Here is a 20,241-nt window from a genome sequence, read left to right as displayed (position 1 = left end):
GTCAGTTTTATTTGTACGTTTTAAAAGTGATCGGCGAAACGCCTACGCCTAAATCTGAATTAAGCCCATTTTTTGTATCAGCTTTCCAAGCATGCCCATACACCACTTCAAATGTAGCTGGCAACTTCCCACCATCTTCTACGGCTTGCCGAAATTGCTCATATTGTTGTGTTAACTGCTGTAAAAATCCACGTCCTTGTAAGCCGCGAGCACGGCCTTGCGTTGCATTATGGGCGCCGATGGATTTCAAATCTTTCATGACACTTTTTACATCATCATAAGTCAGCGTATAACGCTCAACATCCAGCACTGGCGCGCTAAAACCTGCGCGAGTTAAAGCATCACCAATGTCATGCATATCAATAAATCTGCTGACACGCGTCGTTGAGGTTTCGGAATTAGCAGAGCGACTAGCTACGCGCAACTCTTTTAATGTATCTGGCCCGAACGTGCTAAACATGAACAAACCATTCGGTTGTAATACACGTGAAACTTCACTAAATGCCGCGTCTAAATCGTTACACCATTGCAAAGCTAGATTTGACCACACCATGCCCAAACTGTTGTTTACTATTGGCAGTCGCTCAATATCTGCACAAATTAAGTTTTTTTGTCTCAATAATTTGCTTAGCCATTTTTTTAGTACAGGCTGTTGTTGATGCGTTTTTTGTAGCATTCCAAGCGCAATATCCAGTGATACAACCCGTGCACGACTAAACTTTTTTTGTAATGCGAAACTGCCATGCCCTGTACCGCAGCCCGCATCTAATATCACTTTTGGCTTAATTTTAACCAAGTCTAATCGACTGAGCATTTCAGTACGAACCAGCTTCTGTAGGATGGCGGCGGCATCATACGTTTGCGCTGCGCGGTCAAACGATGCGCGCACGCGTGCTTTATCCATCCAGTACCCGTCTTTGAAATCTTGGTCTTGCGAATTTAAATCTTGCATTAAGGTTCTAAAAATTGGTTGAGTGCAGCGATGAATTGCTCTGAATGTGACAAGAATGGCGCGTGTGCACTACCAGACATGACACGTAAAAATCCGTGCGGAAGTTGTTGCATCATCCAATGCGCAGCTTGTACAGGTGCGAGTGTGTCGCGATCGCCATGAATCAATAATGTAGGCTTGCGAATATTGCTTACTTCAGCACGTAAATCCGATTCCAATAAAATCTGTAATGCGCGCTGCAATGTGGTTTGTGTAGGCGTTGGACGCGTTTCAAAGCTAGCGCGCAACTGTTTAAGCGTACTGCGCGCGTCATCCGCTTTCATGCATTGTAAGGTTAAAAATTGCAATATTGTCGCTTTGTAATCGCTGTTTACAGCCGCTGCAAAAGACTCAAAGTTAGCAGAATCAATGCCTGCATCCCAATCGGCTTTATTCACAAAACAAGGGGTTGAGCCGACTAAAATTAAACGCCGAATACGGTCAGGCTGGTTTAAAGCAATACGTTGTGCAATCAACCCACCCAGCGACCAACCGAGCACATCCGAAACACCTGGAATCACTTGTGCGACTTCATCCGCTAACGCGTGCAAATGATACGGCTCAATTGGACGGCTATTACCCATACCCGGCAAATCGACCAGATACAGCATATATTGTGCCGACAGTTTTTTAATTAATGGCTGCCAAACACCACTGTGCATGCCCCAGCCGTGCAACATAACCAACGGTTGGCCTTGCCCGATTATTTCAACATGTGCGCTCATACTGCTTCCAACCTTTCGGCCATCACTTTTTCCGTCGTGTTGATTGCATGCGCTAAGCGCAATACATCATCAACAGAATGCGCGGCCGATAATGAAATGCGCAGCCGCGCAGTATTTACCGGCACCGTTGGCGGGCGAATCGCTGGCACTAAAATTCCGATTACTTGCAAGTGTTCACTTAAGGCCAGAGCCGCATGATTACTGCCAACAATCAAAGGCTGAACTGCTGTATCAGATGGCAATAATTGCCAATTTTTTAGGGTTAAGTTTGCTTTAAGCGTAGCAATCAAAGTATTTAAATGCGCACGTAAATCATCACCGTTTTTGATCAACTCAACTGATGCTGACAATGTTGCAGAAAGTGCTGGCGGCGCAGGTGTTGAGTAAACGTAACTATTGGCTTTTTGAATCAAGTAATCAATCACCACTTGCTCACCAGCCACAAATGCGCCGGCAACACCGGCCGCTTTACCCAAAGTTGCCATCATAATAATTCGTGGTGACTTTAGATTAAGGTGGCTCAAACTACCTTTACCATGCTTGCCCAACACACCAAAACCATGCGCATCATCGATATAAAGATAAGCATCATATTTTTCACACAGTGCTAGATATTCAGCCAACGGTGCAATATCGCCATCCATACTAAATACTGCGTCGGCAGCAATCAATTTATGGTTTGCGGTACTTTCTTTTAATAATTTTTCCAGCGCCACTACATCATTATGCGGAAAACGATGAAACGCTGCGCGAGACAAATAAGCGCCTTCATTTAAACAGGCATGATTTAATTTATCGGCAAAAATCGCATCGTGGCGCCCCATTAACGCACCAATTACGCCAATATTCGCCATATAACCAGTTGAAAATAATAACGCAGCTGGCATTTCTACAAATCGCGCCAATTGCTTTTCTAACGCATCGTGGTAACGATGATGGCCAGTGATTAAATTAGAAGCACCGCTGCCAACGCCCGAATCGCCTGCTGCTTTTTGCATGGCGGTGATCAATTGCGGGTGATTTGCCAAGCCCAAATAATCATTACTGCAGAAGGATAAAAAATGTTTGTCGTTGGCAATTATATGTTCGGCTTGCGGCGAATCCAGCAACCTGCGCTGACGCAATAAGCCATCCGCTTTGCGCTGGATCAGCTCGTTCCTTAAGCCCGAAAAAAAACTTAACTCCAAGCTTAATTCATCTTTTAATGCAGTTAGCATGACTTAGAATCTACGGTTTTAGATTTTATTAATACCCAGCTTAGCGAATAATTTTTTATCCGTTGCTGCTTCAGGATTACCTGTTGTTAATAATTTTTCGCCGTAAAAAATACTATTCGCGCCCGCAATAAAACAGAGTGCTTGAATACCTTCGTGCATGCTTTGGCGGCCAGCAGATAAACGCACAAAACTATTTGGCATGGTGATGCGTGCCGCCGCAATCGTGCGCACAAACTCAATCGGATCCAGTTCATCTGTACCGTGCAGTGGCGTGCCTTCTACTTGCGTCAGCAAATTAATAGGCACACTTTCAGGTGGACGTTCCATATTCGCCAACTGCGCCAACAAGCCCGCACGCTGGTTGCGCGATTCACCCATGCCGATAATGCCGCCACTACAGACATTGATATCTGCGTTACGCACACGGCCAAGCGTGTCTAATCTGTCTTGGTAAGTACGTGTGGTAATCACATCGCCATAAAATTCTGGCGCCGTGTCTAGATTATGATTGTAGTAATCCAAACCAGCGTCTTTTAACTGCTCAGCCTGACCTTCTTTCAACATACCCAAAGTAGCGCAAGTTTCTAAACCCATCGCTTTCACTTCAGCAATCATCTTCAACACTGGCTCTAAATCACGCTGCTTAGGACCGCGCCAAGCTGCCCCCATACAGAAACGACTCGCACCGTTGTCTTTCGCCTCTTGCGCCGCGGCTAGTACTTCATCTAATTTCATCAAAGGCTCAGCTTCAACCTCTGTATGGTAACGCGCCGCCTGTGGGCAATAGCCACAGTCCTCAGAACAGCCGCCCGTTTTAATGGACAAAAGTGTGCTCACTTGCACCGCATTAGGGTCAAAATTTGCACGATGAATCGTTTGTGCTTGATTGATTAAATCACTAAATGGTAGCTCAAACAAAGCTACAATTTCATCCACACTCCAGCGATTAACCGTTACTGCTTCGCAGGCGCTGCGTTTCAGTGCATCTGTATTAATAACGGACTCATTGAGTATAATGGGTTCATTCACAGATTCTTGGTTTTGATTTTTGATTGCTTCTAGCATGGGGCATTCCTCTTGATATCGCTTAGGCTATATTCGCGTGGTCTATGTGGCTATTTTTATTAGAATATTAACGGCTATTTAACCCAAATTATAAGCGGTAAAGACAGTATGAAGCAAACAATAAACAACTGGTTAAAAAATAGTCATCCGTTAAATTTTAGATCAATTTTCACCTTACTTTTAAAACCACACTGCTTCTTGTGCGCATCAATACAAACTGAGAAACACGGCTTGTGCCAAGATTGTTTAAAAGACTTAACTTGGTCGCCTGCCAGCAGTTGCCCGCAATGCGGCTTGAGCTCAAGCAGTCAGCTTTGCGGTAGCTGCATCAGTTCAGCGCCCAATTTCAATGCGACACATGCGGTATTTTTGTACGCGTATCCTGTCGGCACCATGATACAACGCTACAAATACGGCGGAACATTGAGCTTAAGTCATACTTTTGGGCAATTAATGGGCGAAAAAATACACACAATAAACAATCATGACGCGATAGATTTAATCATTCCCATGCCGATGCATCCCACACGTTTAAAAGAACGCGGCTTTAATCAAGCGCTTGAAATCGCTAAAACTTTAGACAACCATTTCAATAGCACTTCAAAACTAGATTACAAGTGTGTGATACGTCAGACACTTACACCGCCACAAGCCAGCTTGCCGCTAAAAGATCGCGTTAAAAATATCAAAGGCGCATTTAAAATAAATAAAAACTTAACGGGCAAACGCATTGCGATTGTTGATGATGTGATGACCACAGGTGCTAGCTTAAATGAACTGGCTAAAACGCTAAAACAAGCAGGTGCAACGCATGTAGAATGCTGGGTTATTGCACGCACGCTACCTCATTAAGAACTGAAACCATGTTTACCATCGCATTATTTGAACCAGAAATCCCACCAAACACAGGCAATATAATTCGCTTATGCGCCAATACTGGCGCCGATTTACATTTAATAGAACCGCTCGGTTTTAAGTTAGAAGACAAACAATTGAAGCGTGCTGGTTTGGATTATCATGAATATGCCAATCTAAAAGTACATAAAAATTGGGCTGATTTCAGTTTAGCGATGCAAGGTCGACGACTGTTTGCGATAACCACCAAAGGCAGTCAAAATTATGCAAAGGTAGATTTTAAAGCCGGTGACGTATTTGTATTTGGTCCAGAAACACGCGGTTTACCAGAAGACATTCGCGCTGAGTTTGCAGCAGAACATCGGCTGCGATTACCCATGTTGCCAGATAGTCGCAGTTTGAATCTATCTAACAGTGCAGCTGTGTTGCTATATGAAGCTTGGCGGCAGATTGGATTTGTGGGTGGAATTTAGCTAGATTGACTAAAGAACTCACTTTTAAAATTTATTTATATGAACTAATCGACCTAAAAACCTTCGGTTTTTTGTCCACGTCCTAATAAAGTCATCACCGCATCGCGCGCTGATTTTCCATGAGTTAACGCTTGATTTACTTCAAAAGTGATTGGCATATCGATGCCCATCCCGTCAGCACGGCGCATCACTTCACGCGCAGTATTGACGCCTTCAGCTACGTGACCTAAACCCTGTAATATGTCTTCTAAACTTTTACCGCTAGCCAGCTGCAAGCCTACTTCGCGGTTTCTGGAATATTGACCGGTACAGGTTAAAATTAAATCGCCCGCGCCAGCTAAACCCATAAAAGTTTCAGTTTTTGCGCCTAATGCCACACCGAAACGAGTGATTTCCGCAAGGCCACGTGTAATCATTGCAGCGCGAGCATTATTACCAAAACCCATGCCATCACTGATGCCTGCCGCAATTGCCATCACGTTTTTTACCGCTCCACCAACCGATACACCGACTACGTCAGTGCTGTTGTAAACGCGGAGATTCCTACCATGAATCAAGTTGGCGGCAGAAATTGCAAAATTTGCATCATTCGCCGCCAGCGTGACTGCGGTTGGCAAGCCACGCACCAGTTCTGCTGCAAAGCTTGGGCCAGAAAGTGCGCCCCATTTTTGTTGACCACTTAATTCTTCTAATGCCACTTCATGCGGTAATTTAGCGGTTTGCGGCTCTAAACCTTTGTGCGCCCAGATAATCGGCTGATTAGACTTTAACGCTTTGATTTCTTTTAAAATTGACCTGAAACCTGCAGTTGGCACAACAGACAAAATAATATCGGCACCATCAATTGCAACACTTAAGTCGTCTTCAACTTGTAAATTATCATTGAATTTAAAGTCGCCCAAATACATAGGATTAGCGCGCGCTTTGCGCATGCCAGACACATGTCCGCTATTGCGCGCCCACAAAGAAACCTTGTGCTGATGACTAATTTGTATCGCAAGCGCCGTACCCCAAGCGCCTGCACCCAACACTGCGATTTTAGCCATTTATTGAATACTCATTAGTTTGATTTTTACCACTGACATTTAAACTACTGAATTAAACCAGCAGATTAATTAGAACCCCAAAGCGCGCTATTTGGTACATAGCCAGTTGCGCCATCGCGGTGTTTTACCTTGATCCAACCCGTTTTGGTAGTGGATGGCAACAACTCTAACACCACATCTTTTTCAACTGTCGCCACCAAGCTAGCACTGGCATCTTCTGCGGATTTAATATCGGTTTTTGCAATCACCAACACTGTGCGCTTATTGCTTAACTGCTTGCCTTCTACCCAACTTAAGCCGCCCAATGCATCGCGCACTTTTATCCATTCACCTAGATTCACAATCACTTCTACTGGATAACCTTGCCCCAAAATGTAAAGCTTGCTGGCTTCTGTAGATGGTGCGTCATACAGAATCGCTTTAGGCGCGGCGATAGAACGGTAATCGAGTGCTAATGCATTAAAAGAAAATGTTAAGCCAATCAAAATCGCTAGCGTTTTGATTGGGCTTAATATTTTCTTGGTTAATATCATGATAGACAACATACTTAAAATCTTAGCATTTAAAATCTTAACTTTTGAAGTCTTAATAATTAAATTAGTTAGCTTTTGCAGCATTTTCAGCTTGTTGTTTTTGTTGCATAAACAACGCTTCAAAGTTGATTGGATTTAATAAAACTGGCGCAAAACCGGCGCGCGTAACTAGATCAGATACTACTTCGCGTGCGTAAGGAAATAAAATATTAGGGCAAGTAACGCCTAAAATCATTTCTAGATTCTCTTCTGGAATATTGCGAATAGCAAAAATACCCGCTTGTGTCACTTCAACCAAAAAAGCTACTTTATCGCCAATTTTAGCTGTTACAGTTACTTTAATGGACGCTTCAAAAATGCCCTCTTCCAGTTTTTGCGCAGTGTTACCTAGCTCAACATTTACTTGCGGCGGTGTACGATCAGTAAAAATTTGTGGCGCATTGGGGATTTCTAGCGAGGCATCTTTTACGTATAACTTTTCAATTGAAAAACCAGGTTGTACATCTTGCTCTGTTGCCTGATTTGCTCCGTTTGTTTCTGCCATATTATTTTCCTAAAACGATTATATTTACTTACATTAAAAATAGTTAACTTAGACTACTAAGCCTATATAAAAATACAGGCTTAAAAGTTTAAGTGCAAAAAAGCATTTTATCTTTTAATTGCTTTTTGTTCATTACATTATTGTGACAACGCTTTAACAGCCAACTTTTGTGCAAATACTTAACCTGGTTATTCAGTCAAATATTTAGATTTTTAACAGTGAATCCAGTTTTCCCGCCAAATCCAGCGCACGCAAATCGTCATACCCACCAATGTGCAATTCATCAATATAAATTTGCGGCACCGTACGACGACCTGTTTTTTGCATCATTTCTTGCCTTAACTCTGGCTGCAAATCGACGCGAATCTTATTGATTTCCACGCCTTTTGCCACCAAAAGTCGCTCTGCATTGATGCAATAAGGGCAAGTGCCCGTGGCGTACATTAACACATTCGGTGAGTCAGTTTTTTGCATGTCCGCGTTTGACGGACTAGTGTGCGCGCCATTGGTTTGCGTACCGTTATTTTGTGTATTGGTATCGTCCATTTACTATTAAACGCCTAGCTTTTCACCAAAGGCAATTTAGCTTCTGTCCATGCGCTCAAACCACCTTGCAGATTACTAATCTGGCTAAACTGCTGCGCTTTTAAAATCTTAATCGCATTTTTAGCACGCGCGCCACGTTGGCAATGTACCAGTACTGGCTTTTCTTTAAACTTTTCAATCTCTTTTAGTCGACCAGCCAACTCGGCAACTGGGATATTTTTTGCGCCTTGAATATGTCCGCTAGCAAATTCAGTGGCATCGCGCACATCTAATATTAACGGCTTACCGCGATTCAACATTAACACGGCTTCTGCAGCAGATAAATTCGCCACGCCGCTTGCACCGCGATTCAGCATTGGCCACAACAAAGCTACGCCAGAACCAACAGCCAAGCCAATCAGCAATGCGTTATGTTTTACAAATTCATATAGTGCTGCATCAGTCATATTGTTTCCAAAAATTGATATATTCGCAAAATGATTAATTGCGAGCCATTATTTAAATACGCATTTAGATGCGCATTAGACAGCCAACTATTATAATGGATAACTTAACCAATATTTAACGCTATTATTTAAGCTTGCATATTAATTAGCCCAGCAAATGTTTAATCTTAGCGTCAATTAATTTGATTTGGTTTCAATCAGCGCGCTAATTAAGATATAAATCTAAGTTATAAATCAAGTTACCGATTAGGAAGAATTTCACATGCCAGCTACGCCAATTATCAAGCCAGTTACGCCAGTTATATTATTGATTTTAGATGGTTTTGGCCATCGCGAAGAGTTGACCAATAACGCGATTGCGCAGGCAAATACGCCTAATCTAGATGCGTTAAAGCGCAGCGAACCGCACATGCTGATTAACGCTTCTGAACATTATGTCGGTTTGCCTGATGGGCAAATGGGTAACTCTGAAGTAGGTCATTTAAATATTGGCGCTGGACGCATCGTATTTCAAGATTTTGAGCGCATTAACAATAGCATTGCTAGCGGTGATTTCTTCAAACACGCCGCTTTAGTTAACGCATTGCAACAGCTAAAAACCAATAACAAAGCTTTGCATATTTTTGGATTATTGTCAGACGGTGGCGTGCACAGTCACATTAACCATATTTTAACCATGCTTGAAATGGCGGCACAGCAAGGTTTGCAGCGCGTGTATGTACATGCATTTTTAGATGGTCGCGATACGCCGCCAATCAGCGCAGTGCCTTATATTGCTTTGCTGGAAGATAAACTTAACACCCTGGGCGTAGGAAAAATTGCTTCTGTTTCTGGCCGTTTTTATAGTATGGATAGAGACAAACGCTGGGAACGCGTTGTGCCAGCTTACGAAATGATTGTAAACAGCATTGGCGAATATACAGAAGCGAGCGCCAGCGAAGCCTTACACAATGCTTATGCCAGAGGCGAGCAAGATGAATTTGTGAAATGTACAGTGATTCGGCAAGCAAACGAAGCAGAAACGCGCTTAGAAGATGGCGATTGCGTGGTCTATATGAATTTTAGAAGTGACCGTGCAAGACAATTAACCGACGCGCTATTAAATGACGATTTTTCTGGTTTTGAGCGCAGTCGCGTGCCAAAACTTTCTGGCTATTTCACGTTGACGCAATACGATCAAAACCAACGAAAAGCCACGCCTATTTTCGCCGCCACTAGCGTGCCGAATACGTTTGGTGAATATGTTTCTAGCTTGGGTTTAAAGCAATTACGCATTGCAGAAACTGAAAAATATCCGCATGTGACTTTCTTTTTTAATGGCGGCGATGAAGCAGTTTTTAACGGTGAAGACCGTATTTTAGTGCCTTCGCCCAAAGTCGCCACTTACGATTTACAGCCTGAAATGAGCGCGCCTGAATTGACTGATAAATTAGTCGCGGCGGTAAATAGTCAACAATATAGTGCGATTATTTGCAATTACGCTAATGGCGATATGGTTGGCCATACTGGCAATTTAGCCGCGGCAATTATCGCGATTGAAACGCTAGATACTTGCGTAGGCCGCGTGGTAGAAGCGGCCAGAAAAAATGGTGCAGAAGTCATTATCACCGCAGACCACGGCAATGCGGAAATGATGTTTGATGGCATTAATAACCAAGCACACACACAACATACCACCAACTTAGTGCCAATGATTTATGTAGGACGTAAAACTGAATTGGCAGAAGTAGGCGCACTTTCTGATTTAGCACCAACCTTATTAACCATGATGGGATTACCGCAACCCATTGAAATGACAGGTAAAAGCCTAGTTAGCTTTAAGGTTTAGATTGAGTATGACTGACGCATTCAATGATTTTGAGCTTAATACGATTTAATGTTTAATTCATTACGCGCTTCAATTTTTGTGATTATGGCAGCAATGTCGTTGAATGCTACGTTAGTTAACACCAGTTTTGCCGCAAAAAAAATCGATGCTGCAAAAGAAGATTTGGGCGACTTACAGAATAAGATTCAAGCTTTAAAAAAAGAATTAGATAACAAACAAGCCGCGCATAAAGATGCGACTGACGCGCTAAAAGATTCTGAAACAGCCATTAGCCAAGCGAATAAAAAGCTGGTCGATATTAACCAGAAACAAACGCAAAATAAAAACACGCTGATTTCGCTAAAAAAAGAATCGTTGAACATAAACGAAAAACTCAGCGAGCAACAAAAACAGCTAAGCATTTTAGTGCGACAGCAATATGTGCACGGCAATCAAAGTTATACCAAACTACTGTTACAAAACAAAAATCCCAGCCAGATTTCACGCGATATTCAATATTACTCTTACATTGCAAAAGCCCATGCGCAATTAATCGATGAAATGCAAGCCAGTCTTGCTAAAGTAAAAATATTGAATAATGAAACCGCTGCCACTTTACAAGCTGTCGCCGACCTTAAAGCCAAACAACTGGCAGAACGAAAAACATTAGAGCAGCAAAAAAGTGAAAAATCTAAAGTAGTTAAGTCGCTTTCCGGCCAAATTTCTGCAAAGCGCAATGAAATAAAAAAGCTCAAACGTGATGAACAAAACTTATCCCAATTGGTTGAAAGACTCGCCAAAATTATCGCCAAACCGCCAAAAAAAGTGGTTAAACGCAAAGCCGTGGCTAAAAAATCCAATGATCCTGATTCGAATACTGCCGAAGCAAAACCGAGTAGCCAGACAATTGCGAAAAATGAAGAAACGCCAACCAATGCCTACGCTGGCAGTAACTTTTCCGCATTGAAAGGCAAGCTTAACTTACCGGTGCGCGGCGATGTCACTAATCGATTCGGTAGTAGCCGAAGTGATACGGGCGTTTTATGGAAAGGCTTATTTATCCGCGCCAATGAAGGTAGCGACGTGAAATCGGTCGCCAGTGGTCGCGTTGTGTTTGCGGACTGGATGCGCGGATTCGGTAATTTGATTATTGTCGATCACGGCAGTGGCTACATGAGTTTGTATGGCAATAACCAAGCAGTATTGAAGCAAGTGGGCGACGAAGTAAGTGCTGGCGATAATATTGCAGCGGTTGGCAACAGCGGTGGCAATGAAAGTAATGGCCTGTATTATGAATTACGACGTCAAAGCAAACCATTTGACCCGCTTAGTTGGAGTGTTGTACGTTAAACTTTTACGCTAAATTTGATGGTTAAGTTAAACAAGTCAGTTTAATCAATTAGATAATATCCGTGATTATCAACATTTAGTATCGGTAGAATTTAGTCGTTTTATACCGTTAACAATCCTTACAAAGTGATTTTACAGCAATAAAAAAGCGTGCTTTAAGCACGCTTTTTTATTCTAGCTTAATTAATACTTACTTAGCTTCTTCAGGTGCTGCCTCAGCTGCTGGAGCGGCTTCTGCTGCAGGTGCTGCTGAATCAAGTGTGATACCAGGCACGCGTTCTTCTGCAGTTGGCTCATATCCACCCGCGCCGCTTGCTGCTGGAGCAGCATCTGCTGCCGGTGCCGCTGCTGGAGCTGATTCTGCTGCAGGTGTTGGTGCAACTTCTGGCGCCGCTTCCTCTTTTTTGCCACAAGCTGTTAACAATAATGCGCCTAGTAATACTGGAACTAATAAATTTGCGTTTAATTTCATCTTATACTCTCCAAAATTTTTATTAAAAATCAACCACGTAAAAAGTTTTTTTAAACTTACATTCACAATAATAGCAAAACTAGCGTCAATGTCATAATGATGAACTTTACCCCAAATATTTTTCAACCGTCTGTTTGTTACTTAACATTTGAATTTGATAAAAAATCTGAAGCAATTAACTCGCCTTTTGCATAAGCTTCCATTTCATAAGGGCTTTTGAAATAGCCATATCGACAAGACCACACATATTTTAACAAGTTCATGCCATGCAAAAACTGCGAAACATGCATAAGCTCATGCCCTAATAACTCTGCGCCGCGTTTTGTATTTTGCTGATATACACCAGCACGAAAATAAATAGTGCGCCCCAACACAACAGCGCACATATTTCGACGTAACCAAAATGGCACTTTTCCATCCACAATACGGACTTCATTCAATACAATCTGCGCGAAATAAGGCCTAAATAATGCGCGTTCTTGTAAGCTTAATGGACGGCCTTTATACGGTGTACTCACAAATAATTCACTTAACAAATAATTCGCTTAATTGTTAATCACCTAAAGCATGCAAAATAACGCGTCTTGTGGCTGGCACATGCCGATGTTCAAACAGAAATATGCCTTGCCATTGACCTAACGCCACTTTGCCATCCGATATCGGAATTGACATACTGGTTTGTGTTAGCGCGCTACGCACATGCGCTGGCATATCGTCAGGACCTTCAATTGTATGAATAAACAAATCATCGCCATCAGGCACTAAGCGATTAAAAAATGCCTGCATATCCACCAATACATCCGAATCATAATTTTCGTTAATCATCAAACTAGCCGAAGTATGTTGAATATATAAAGTGAGCAAACCAGTGCTAAAGTTGAGCTGTTTAGTCCAACTCAATACTTGCGGCGTGATGTCATAAATATTGCGACCTTGCGTGTTAACACTTATTTCTTGAGTAAATTGCAGCATGCTTAAACCTTTTGTTTAACCTTATCAGCATAACTTATTCGTTTACTTTTTAAAAATAGTTGACGACGTATACTTTTTAATTTAACCTTTTAGTTAATTAACCAACTAGTTAATTATAATACTAACTAAATACATCAGTTTAACTATGACAACAGACCAACTTAGCAATACCTTTTCCGCATTGGCAGACCCTACTCGCCGCGCTATTCTAGCGCGCTTAGCGCTAGGTGAAACTTCGGTTAATGAACTCGCCGCACCATTTGAAATGAGTCTGCCTGCAGTAACGAAGCACTTAAAGGTGTTACAGCGCGCAGGTCTTATTAGTCAAAGCCGCCAAGCACAATCCAGACCCTGCAAGCTTGAGGCAAAACCGTTGCAAGAAGTTGCCACTTTTTTAGTGCAATATCAGCAATTTTGGGAACAACGGCTTGATCAGTTAGATAGCTACCTATTATCACTCAACTTGAAGGAGAATGAGAAATGACAGCATCGTTTAAAATAAATCCTGAGTTAGACCTTGTATTGGAACGCATCATAGATGTGCCACGCGAATTAGTGTGGGCTGCATGGACGCAACCCGAACAACTTAAACAATGGTATTGCCCTTTACCTTGGAAAACCATCGAATGTGAAATTGACTTGCGTCCTGGTGGAAAATTCAGCACTACAATGCAATCGCCAGAAGGTCAGCGTTTTCCCAATAATGGCTGTTATTTAGAAGTGATACCAAACCAAAGGTTAAGTTGGACTAATGCACTAGAACCAGGTTTTCGTCCTGCTAAACAGTTGGAAAAATCACCTGATCATGAGTGCGCAGAACTATTAATGACTGCCATGCTTTTATTAGAACCGCATGAAAAAGGCACTAAATATACCGCTATTGCCTTACATCAGAACCAAGAAAGCCGTAAAAGACATGAAGATATGGGCTTTCACGAAGGCTGGTCAACTTGTGCGGAACAGCTTGTAGCTATGATAAAAAACAATATGAAATAAATATAATTACGCAAAAAAATACACGCTTTGCAAGCGCTTAATATATTGGCTTGCAAAGCAAAATGACTACTTACCAATAATATGGGTAGCCAAAACCGCCGCCCCAACCAAAACGGCTACCAAACCCTCTGCCATAATAGCCATAAGGGTTACCGTAAAAACCGCCGAATCTTGGCCCCCAAAATGGATCATAGTAGCGATTTTGGGCTGCATCACGCTCACGTTTGAGTATTTTTTCAGCCGCTGCACGCTCTTTCGCACGTTTGTTTATTTCATCTGCAATTGCATTTTGTTTGGCTAATTCGTTGCTTTCGTGAATGTAATCCAACACTTTGGTATCCACACCTTTTTTGTTCAAATCTAACGTCTGCGCAGGTGTTAACTCATAACGCGAATTACTCGCTTTGATTTTTGCGATAATTTCATCTGGCGTTTTATTCAGTTTAGAGTCTTTTACAATCTCCTCTAAACTCACTGTTGCAACAGGTTGCGGCAATATTTTTGCCAAATCTTCTGGCGTGATTCTTTCAATTTTAGCCTGTTGTTGTCCAGTGGTAGCGCAGCCAGACACTAAAACCAAACTAATCATTAATGCTAATAAATTTTTCATTTTGAACTCGCTTTCATTAAAACTGGTGATACCGGCATAAAGCTGGCATCGTACGAATTTTTCACGTTAAATCGGTCAGACGTCGCAGGTATCAATTGCATCAAACCTTGTATTTTTTATTGGACATCGCTGAAAGCTTAAAGTTAGATTCAGCAGTACTATAAGTCGCACTCACGTTAACACCGCACGCTAAATTCAAAACAGCGACTAAAAAACTGTGCTTAAAAAATGGTTAACTATTTTCAAGAACTAACTTTCAAGTTCTAGCTTTCAAGCAATAGCGTTTTCATCAGTGTTAACTTGCAAATTAGCCCTTTCTAAACAGCATCTTACTCTCTTTAAATTCAACCAATATAGTATCTTTCGCCACAAAATTGCCCGCCAAAATCTCACGTGCCAACGGATTTTCAATCTCGCTTTGAATCGCGCGTTTAAGTGGGCGCGCGCCGTATACCGCATCAAAGCCCGCGCTAGCGATTTCCGCAATCGCGGCATCAGTCATATTCAGCGTCATATCCATCGCCGCTAAACGTTTAGCCAGCAGCTGGATTTGAATTTGCGCAATAGATTTCACCTGTGCTTCACCCAGGCTGTGAAAAACGACCACTTCATCGATACGGTTGACGAACTCTGGTCTGAAATGCGTTTTAACTTCGCCCATTACCGCAAGCTTTACTAACTGATAGTCTTGATCAGCCATGCTTTGAATCATCTGGCTGCCGAGATTAGACGTCATGATAATCACCGTATTCTTAAAGTCTACCGTGCGACCTTGGCCGTCTGTTAACCTGCCATCATCCAGCACTTGTAACAACACATTAAACACATCCGGATGCGCTTTTTCCACTTCGTCCAGCAGAATGACTGAATATGGTTTGCGACGCACCGCTTCTGTTAAAGTGCCGCCCTCTTCATAACCGACATAACCTGGCGGTGCACCAATCATACGGGCGACACTGTGCTTCTCCATAAACTCACTCATGTCAATGCGAATCAAATGGTCTTCAGAATCAAACAAAAAGCCTGCTAACGCTTTACAGAGTTCCGTTTTACCGACCCCCGTTGGGCCTAAAAATAAGAAGCTACCATAAGGACGGTTTGGGTCACTTAAGCCTGAACGTGAACGACGAATCGCATCAGAAACCAAGCGCACCGCTTCATCTTGACCAACAACACGTTCGTGCAACTTGGTTTCCATCGTCAGCAACTTCTCACGTTCGCCAGTTAACATCTTGCTGACAGGGATTCCTGTTGCTCGACTGACGACTTCTGCAATCTCATCAGCACCCACTTCGGTACGCAGCATTCTATTTTTGGTCGGCGCTGCATTTGCTTCAGAATGCGAAGCTTCTTTTAACTGTGCTTCCAAAGCAGGCAATTTACCGTATTGCAACTCAGACACTTTTTGCCATTCGCCTTTACGCGTGGCCTCTTCCATCTCAAATTTAACTTTGTCGATGGCTTCCTTAATATGGCTAGTGCCTTGCACCTGCGCTTTTTCAGATGTCCAAATCTCTTCTAAATCGGCATATTCTTTTTCAAGATTTTCAATCTCTTCTTCAATCAAGCCGAAACGTTTGCGACTACCTTCGTCTTTTTCGCGGCGCACCGCTTCACGCTCAATCTTCAGTTGAATCACGCGACGCTCTAATTTATCTAATACTTCTGGCTTAGAATCGATTTCCATTTTGATACGCGATGCCGCTTCATCAATCAAATCAATGGCTTTATCGGGTAAAAATCGGTCTGTAATGTAACGATGACTTAACTCAGCTGCCGCAACAATCGCTGGGTCAGTAATCTCAACGCCATGATGCAACTCATATTTTTCTTGTAAGCCACGCAGAATAGCAATAGTCGCTTCAACGGTCGGTTCATCCACCAACACTTTTTGAAAACGCCGCTCCAAAGCCGCATCTTTTTCAATATATTTGCGATATTCATCTAAAGTGGTCGCGCCAACGCAATGCAACTCGCCACGTGCCAATGCGGGTTTCAGCATATTGCCCGCATCCATCGCACCTTCGGCTTTACCCGCGCCGACCATGGTATGAATTTCATCAATAAATACGATGGTTTGACCTTCATCTTGCGACAGTTCTTTTAATACCGATTTCAAACGCTCTTCAAACTCGCCACGGTATTTTGCGCCCGCCAACAAAGCCGCCATGTCTAATGACAAAACCTTTTTACCTTTAAGCGATTCGGGCACTTCGCCATTCACAATACGCTGCGCCAAACCTTCGACAATCGCGGTTTTACCCACACCAGGCTCACCAATCAATACCGGATTATTTTTTGTGCGGCGCATCAATACTTGAATCACACGGCGGATCTCATCATCACGTCCGATCACGGGATCTAATTTGCCCAAACTGGCACGCTCGGTTAAATCTACCGTATATTTTTTGAGTGATTCACGGTTACTTTCACCTTCTTGGTCGTTTACTTGTTCATTACCGCGCACTGCGGTAACAGCGGCTTCTAATGCCGCTTTAGTTAAACCATTTTGTTTGAGTAATTTTCCTGTTTCGCCTTTATCTTCAGCGAGCGCCAGCAAAAACATCTCGCTAGCAATGTAAGCATCGCCGCGTTTTTGTGCAATTTTGTCGGTCACATTCAGTAGATTATTCAAATCACGTGAAATCGCAATTTCGCCATTTTGTGCAGTAGATTTTGATAAATTGGCAATCGCCGCGTTTAAGCCAGTTTTTAACGGCGCAAGGTTAACTCCCGCGCGCGAAAGTAATGAAGCTGCGCCGCCATTATCTTCTTGCAGCAAAGCCAGCAACAGATGTTGCGGTTCAATCGCTGTATTATCCGCACCGATTGCAAGGCTTTGTGCATCGCTTAAAGCTTGTTGAAATTTGGTGGTTAACTTGTCAAATCGCATCGTTTTATTCCTCTTAAAACTAGTGTAATCAATACCATGTCATTAAACCCATGTAAAAAACTGGTGTAAATTTACCGGATGAAATTTACACTTTAAAATAGAGCTCTACTTATACAGTGGAGGTGTTTGCAGATTTATCAATCTGTACTTCATTTAGTTTTTGTTTGATTTTTTAGTTTTCGATTTAATTTAGCTTCTGCTGTTGATGCAACTCAAACTTAAGAATACAATCGCGTCTCATGAGCTTTGGTCAACATCAGCACAGCATGAAACAGCGCTTAATTGCGTTTTTCGCTATTGTGTCGATTTTTCTAGGCATCATCGCACCAAACGTTTCGCATGCAATGATTGCCAAGCAAGTGCCTTTGGGCATGGTAAAAGTATGTGGTGCAAATGGCACTACTTACATTCCAATCAATTTTGCGCAGGCAAAAGATGCCAGTCAAAATTTAAATGCGCAGCTGCTCGATAGCAATGCAAGCGGTAACAATTCTAAAGGCAAATCTTCCTGTAATCACTGCGATCAGCATGCAAACAGTTATGCAGACTTAATCCGTTTTAATCATGCATTTTTTGTTGATGACCTAGCAAAACAATCTAGCCAGTCATTTTATCGTTCCCCTGTAACAACTCTTCCTGTCAGTCAGCACAACCCTCGCGGTCCTCCGCACATTCAACTGTAATTATCTCGCTTTAAGTTTCATCATTTAAGTTTTGTTGCCTTATTTAAGTCGTATTTTTGCGTGGCTTAGATTTTCAATGTGACATTTTTAACCGAATCATTTTTCGGCTTAATTATTGACTTAAATGTTGAATGCAATAGACGCGACGAGTGTCATACACGAATTAAGATTAGGTGTCATACACGCATTAATCCGAATATTCCGCTAATTTTTGTAGCGCAGTTCTGCTCACATGCATATGACAATTTTCGATTCGCTTATCGCCGTATAAAGTCGTCGTTTAGTACGATATTTTTATTCTAATATTTTTTAATCAAGGTATTTTAAAATGAATCCCGCTCCTCTAATAGATAACACCGCGCTGATATTGCTACTTGCATTTTCAGTATCCGTGCTCGGTTTGTTTGTATTTATTTGGTCAATGTCGAATGGTTTTTTTAATACAAAACAAAGCGGTTCGCACATTATTTTTGAGAAAAACGAAATTGGTCTGGTAGAAGATCCTGCCGCTAATCAAACCGATAACGAGTTACAAGAAGCAGCAGGTGAAACCGATGCAAGCCTGTCTGCCAAAGAATTGGCTGATCGCCAAATCGCCGATGACTCTTCTGCGCTTCCCGCTTTCGTCTGCCTGCTGGCTGGTATGTGCTGGCTTATCATTGGCTCCGCCGCTGCGATTATCGCTTCCATTAAACTGCATCAACCCGATTGGCTGGTCGATAGTGCCTGGATGACATTTGGTCGCTTACGTACCATCCATTTGAATAGCGTGATTTACGGCTGGTCTTCAATGGCAGGTATTGGTGTGAGTTTATGGCTGATTCCGCGTTTATTAAAAACGCCATTAAGAGGCGCAAAATTTGTTTATGTAGGCGCTTTTATCTGGCACACCGCGTTAATGTGCGGCGTGGCGGCGATTGGTTTTGGTTATACAGATGGCATGGAATGGTTAGAAATGCCTTGGCAGATTGACATATTTATCGTCATCGGCGGCGCGTTAATGGGCGTACCATTATTTTTAACATTAGCTAAACGCAATGTCGATCATCTTTATGTATCGGTCTGGTACATTGGCGCAGCACTTATCTGGTTCCCTATTCTGTTCTTTGTTGCCAATATTCCAGGCTTACATTTTGGCGTGCAAGGCGCCGCGATGAACTGGTGGTATGGACATAATGCGTTGGGATTATGGTTCACACCAATCGGACTAGGCGCAGCTTACTACTTCATTCCTAAAGTATTGGGCAGACCAGTCTATTCATACAACCTATCATTGCTGGGCTTTTGGTGTTTAGCGTTTTTCTATTCGCAAGTAGGCGGTCACCATTTGATTGGCGGCCCATTACCCACTTGGATGGTGACGCTATCGATTGTTCAATCGATGATGATGATTATTCCGGTTATCGCAGTTGCGGTAAACCATCACATGACAGTTGGCGGTAATTTCAAAGCGGTTCTGCATTCGCCTACGCTTAGATTCATCGTATTAGGTTCTATGCTATATGTAGCCGCGTCTGTGCAAGGTTCGCTAGAAGCATTACGCTCAGTTAACTTAATCACACATTTCACCCATTACACAGTCGCCCATGCGCATTTAGGTATGTACGGCTTTTTCACCATGGTCATGTTCGGCTCTATTTACTTCATTATGCCGCGCATCGTCGGTTGGGAATGGCCACATGCTTGGATGATCAGCGCGCACTTTTGGTTAGTGTCTATCGGTTTTGCTATTTATTTTATTGGCTTAACTATTGGTGGCTGGCTACAAGGTGAAATATTGGTCGATGCAACTAAACCATTTATGGATTCTGTTGCAGTGACAATCCCCTACTTGAAATCCAGATCAGTTGGTGGTGGATTGATGGTATTAGGGCATGCAATTTTCATGGTTCACTTTATTCTGATCAGCTTGCGTTTTGGCCGCAAAAAAGATGCGCCTGTGCAATTGATTCCTAAAGTGAACATTCCGTTTATTAAAGATGCAAAAGTTGCATCTAAAGAATTGAAGAGAGGTTAG

22 protein-coding genes are annotated in these 20,241 nt (G+C 42.5%); 8 read left to right on the top strand and 14 right to left on the bottom strand.

Annotation, left to right across the window (positions count from 1 at the left end; translation table 11 throughout):
- Positions 1-7 precede the first annotated feature (7 nt).
- The 4 genes from bioC to bioB are packed head-to-tail and all read right to left on the bottom strand — an operon-like array spanning position 8 to position 3,998.
- On the bottom strand, positions 8-952 hold the full coding sequence (gene bioC / locus METVE_RS0107390; RefSeq protein WP_020167826.1) for a malonyl-ACP O-methyltransferase BioC: 945 nt from the start codon (positions 950-952) through the stop codon (positions 8-10).
- Positions 952-1,716: a pimeloyl-ACP methyl ester esterase BioH gene (gene bioH, locus METVE_RS0107385; protein ID WP_020167825.1), complete on the bottom strand. Its 765-nt coding sequence runs from the start codon at positions 1,714-1,716 to the stop codon at positions 952-954. Before bioH ends, bioC begins: the two co-directional genes overlap by 1 nt.
- Complete coding sequence (bioF, locus tag METVE_RS0107380) at positions 1,713-2,933, bottom strand: 8-amino-7-oxononanoate synthase (RefSeq protein ID WP_020167824.1); 1,221 nt, start codon at positions 2,931-2,933, stop codon at positions 1,713-1,715. Before bioF ends, bioH begins: the two co-directional genes overlap by 4 nt.
- 18 nt (positions 2,934-2,951) lie before the next feature.
- Complete coding sequence (gene bioB, locus METVE_RS0107375; RefSeq protein WP_020167823.1) at positions 2,952-3,998, bottom strand: biotin synthase BioB; 1,047 nt, start codon at positions 3,996-3,998, stop codon at positions 2,952-2,954.
- A gap of 108 nt (positions 3,999-4,106) precedes the next feature.
- Between bioB and METVE_RS0107370 the strand changes: the two genes are divergently transcribed.
- Both METVE_RS0107370 and trmL read left to right on the top strand, forming a co-directional pair.
- On the top strand, positions 4,107-4,850 hold the full coding sequence (locus METVE_RS0107370; protein WP_020167822.1) for a ComF family protein: 744 nt from the start codon (positions 4,107-4,109) through the stop codon (positions 4,848-4,850).
- 11 nt (positions 4,851-4,861) lie between these two features.
- Positions 4,862-5,326: a tRNA (uridine(34)/cytosine(34)/5-carboxymethylaminomethyluridine(34)-2'-O)-methyltransferase TrmL gene (gene trmL, locus METVE_RS0107365; RefSeq protein ID WP_020167821.1), complete on the top strand. Its 465-nt coding sequence runs from the start codon at positions 4,862-4,864 to the stop codon at positions 5,324-5,326.
- Positions 5,327-5,379: 53 nt separating this feature from the next.
- On the opposite strand, the gene METVE_RS0107360 is transcribed toward trmL, so the two are convergent.
- The 5 genes from METVE_RS0107360 to METVE_RS0107340 form a co-directional block, all read right to left on the bottom strand.
- Positions 5,380-6,372, bottom strand: a complete 993-nt coding sequence (locus tag METVE_RS0107360) for an NAD(P)H-dependent glycerol-3-phosphate dehydrogenase (protein WP_020167820.1) — start codon at positions 6,370-6,372, stop codon at positions 5,380-5,382.
- A 65-nt stretch (positions 6,373-6,437) separates the two neighbouring features.
- Positions 6,438-6,917: an SH3 domain-containing protein gene (locus METVE_RS0107355; protein ID WP_332309916.1), complete on the bottom strand. Its 480-nt coding sequence runs from the start codon at positions 6,915-6,917 to the stop codon at positions 6,438-6,440.
- A 52-nt stretch (positions 6,918-6,969) separates the two neighbouring features.
- Positions 6,970-7,449 (bottom strand): protein-export chaperone SecB, encoded by a 480-nt coding sequence (secB, locus tag METVE_RS0107350; protein WP_020167818.1) that lies wholly within the window; start codon positions 7,447-7,449, stop codon positions 6,970-6,972.
- A 204-nt stretch (positions 7,450-7,653) separates the two neighbouring features.
- Positions 7,654-7,923 carry a glutaredoxin 3 gene (gene grxC, locus METVE_RS0107345; protein ID WP_036297936.1) on the bottom strand — a complete coding sequence of 90 codons (270 nt, stop codon included), beginning with the start codon at positions 7,921-7,923 and terminating at the stop codon, positions 7,654-7,656.
- 86 nt (positions 7,924-8,009) lie between these two features.
- Positions 8,010-8,441: a rhodanese-like domain-containing protein gene (locus METVE_RS0107340; RefSeq protein WP_020167816.1), complete on the bottom strand. Its 432-nt coding sequence runs from the start codon at positions 8,439-8,441 to the stop codon at positions 8,010-8,012.
- A gap of 262 nt (positions 8,442-8,703) precedes the next feature.
- Between METVE_RS0107340 and gpmI the strand changes: the two genes are divergently transcribed.
- The gene (gene gpmI, locus METVE_RS0107335) at positions 8,704-10,269 is read left to right on the top strand and encodes a 2,3-bisphosphoglycerate-independent phosphoglycerate mutase (protein ID WP_020167815.1); all 1,566 of its coding nucleotides are present in this window, start codon (positions 8,704-8,706) and stop codon (positions 10,267-10,269) included.
- 48 nt (positions 10,270-10,317) lie between these two features.
- Positions 10,318-11,598 (top strand): murein hydrolase activator EnvC family protein, encoded by a 1,281-nt coding sequence (locus METVE_RS0107330; protein WP_020167814.1) that lies wholly within the window; start codon positions 10,318-10,320, stop codon positions 11,596-11,598.
- Positions 11,599-11,788: 190 nt separating this feature from the next.
- Here METVE_RS0107330 and METVE_RS12585 read toward each other — a convergent pair whose 3' ends face one another.
- The 3 genes from METVE_RS12585 to METVE_RS0107315 form a co-directional block, all read right to left on the bottom strand.
- The gene (locus tag METVE_RS12585; protein WP_026362055.1) at positions 11,789-12,070 is read right to left on the bottom strand and encodes a hypothetical protein; all 282 of its coding nucleotides are present in this window, start codon (positions 12,068-12,070) and stop codon (positions 11,789-11,791) included.
- Between the two features lie 137 nt (positions 12,071-12,207).
- Positions 12,208-12,588: an eCIS core domain-containing protein gene (locus METVE_RS0107320; protein WP_232415430.1), complete on the bottom strand. Its 381-nt coding sequence runs from the start codon at positions 12,586-12,588 to the stop codon at positions 12,208-12,210.
- A 34-nt stretch (positions 12,589-12,622) separates the two neighbouring features.
- Entirely contained in the window at positions 12,623-13,042 is a 420-nt protein-coding gene (locus tag METVE_RS0107315; protein WP_020167811.1) for a secondary thiamine-phosphate synthase enzyme YjbQ, read from the bottom strand.
- Positions 13,043-13,187: 145 nt separating this feature from the next.
- Here METVE_RS0107315 and METVE_RS0107310 point away from each other — a divergent pair, with 145 nt between their 5' ends.
- The gene (locus METVE_RS0107310; protein ID WP_020167810.1) at positions 13,188-13,526 is read left to right on the top strand and encodes an ArsR/SmtB family transcription factor; all 339 of its coding nucleotides are present in this window, start codon (positions 13,188-13,190) and stop codon (positions 13,524-13,526) included.
- Positions 13,523-14,038 carry an SRPBCC family protein gene (locus tag METVE_RS0107305; RefSeq protein ID WP_020167809.1) on the top strand — a complete coding sequence of 172 codons (516 nt, stop codon included), beginning with the start codon at positions 13,523-13,525 and terminating at the stop codon, positions 14,036-14,038. Before METVE_RS0107310 ends, METVE_RS0107305 begins: the two co-directional genes overlap by 4 nt.
- A gap of 70 nt (positions 14,039-14,108) precedes the next feature.
- On the opposite strand, the gene METVE_RS0107300 is transcribed toward METVE_RS0107305, so the two are convergent.
- Positions 14,109-14,648, bottom strand: coding sequence for a hypothetical protein (locus tag METVE_RS0107300; protein WP_020167808.1), 540 nt, complete (start codon positions 14,646-14,648; stop codon positions 14,109-14,111).
- Positions 14,649-14,955: 307 nt separating this feature from the next.
- The gene (gene clpB / locus METVE_RS0107290) at positions 14,956-17,541 is read right to left on the bottom strand and encodes an ATP-dependent chaperone ClpB (RefSeq protein WP_020167807.1); all 2,586 of its coding nucleotides are present in this window, start codon (positions 17,539-17,541) and stop codon (positions 14,956-14,958) included.
- Between the two features lie 239 nt (positions 17,542-17,780).
- Here clpB and METVE_RS0107285 point away from each other — a divergent pair, with 239 nt between their 5' ends.
- On the top strand, positions 17,781-18,224 hold the full coding sequence (locus METVE_RS0107285; RefSeq protein ID WP_020167806.1) for a DUF2946 family protein: 444 nt from the start codon (positions 17,781-17,783) through the stop codon (positions 18,222-18,224).
- A gap of 328 nt (positions 18,225-18,552) precedes the next feature.
- Positions 18,553-20,241, top strand: coding sequence for a cbb3-type cytochrome c oxidase subunit I (locus METVE_RS0107280; RefSeq protein ID WP_020167805.1), 1,689 nt, complete (start codon positions 18,553-18,555; stop codon positions 20,239-20,241).

This window comes from Methylotenera versatilis 79 (assembly GCF_000384375.1).
Lineage (GTDB): Bacteria > Pseudomonadota > Gammaproteobacteria > Burkholderiales > Methylophilaceae > Methylotenera_A > Methylotenera_A versatilis_B.
This window is presented reverse-complemented; position numbering and strand designations above follow the sequence as displayed.